A 573-nucleotide genomic window follows, 5' to 3' on the forward strand; every position below is an offset into this window, starting at 1 on the left:
GCCCAACCCAGCTTGCACCGCGGCCATCAGCCCGTTGCTGGTGTCGCTGACATAGGCGATACGATAATCCTTACCGAGATTATCGAGCACCGACAGCGACAGCGTCTTTGCCCAGCCCATGCCGGAATACATCGCCACCGGCAGCGGTGAGCGCAGATGCGTCTCGTGAATATCGGACGTTACCCACACGGTAGGGTCGGTGCGCAAAACCTCGCTGGTGGTGAAGTCGCCCTGTTCGTAGACCACGGCCAGATCGAGCTTGCCGGCATTGAGTGCATCGGTCAGCACCGAGGAGCGGCCGAAATTAACGATGATCTCGACGCCGGGATGCGACTGGTCGAAATTCCTCAGCGCCCGCGGCAGTACGGAAGAGCCATATTCTTCGGGGATGCCGATGCGCACCACGCCGCTTAAGCTCGGCTGGCGCATGCTGATTGCCGTCTCGTCGAGCAGCATGACGATGCGGCGTGCCTTGGTCAGCAGCGCATTGCCCTGCTTGGTCAGCATCACGCCGCGCGAAGCGCGTTCGAACAAGGCGCATCCGACGCTCTCTTCGAGCTTGCGGATCTGCAT

At 61.3% G+C, this 573-nt stretch carries 1 protein-coding gene; it reads right to left on the reverse strand.

Going from position 1 to position 573, the window contains the following annotated elements; translation table 11 throughout:
- On the reverse strand, positions 1-573 hold a 573-nt coding region (locus tag AC1D0P_RS27415), incomplete at both ends, for a LysR family transcriptional regulator (protein WP_477679613.1).

The sequence above is a fragment of the Polaromonas sp. P1_G2 genome, assembly GCF_056405515.1.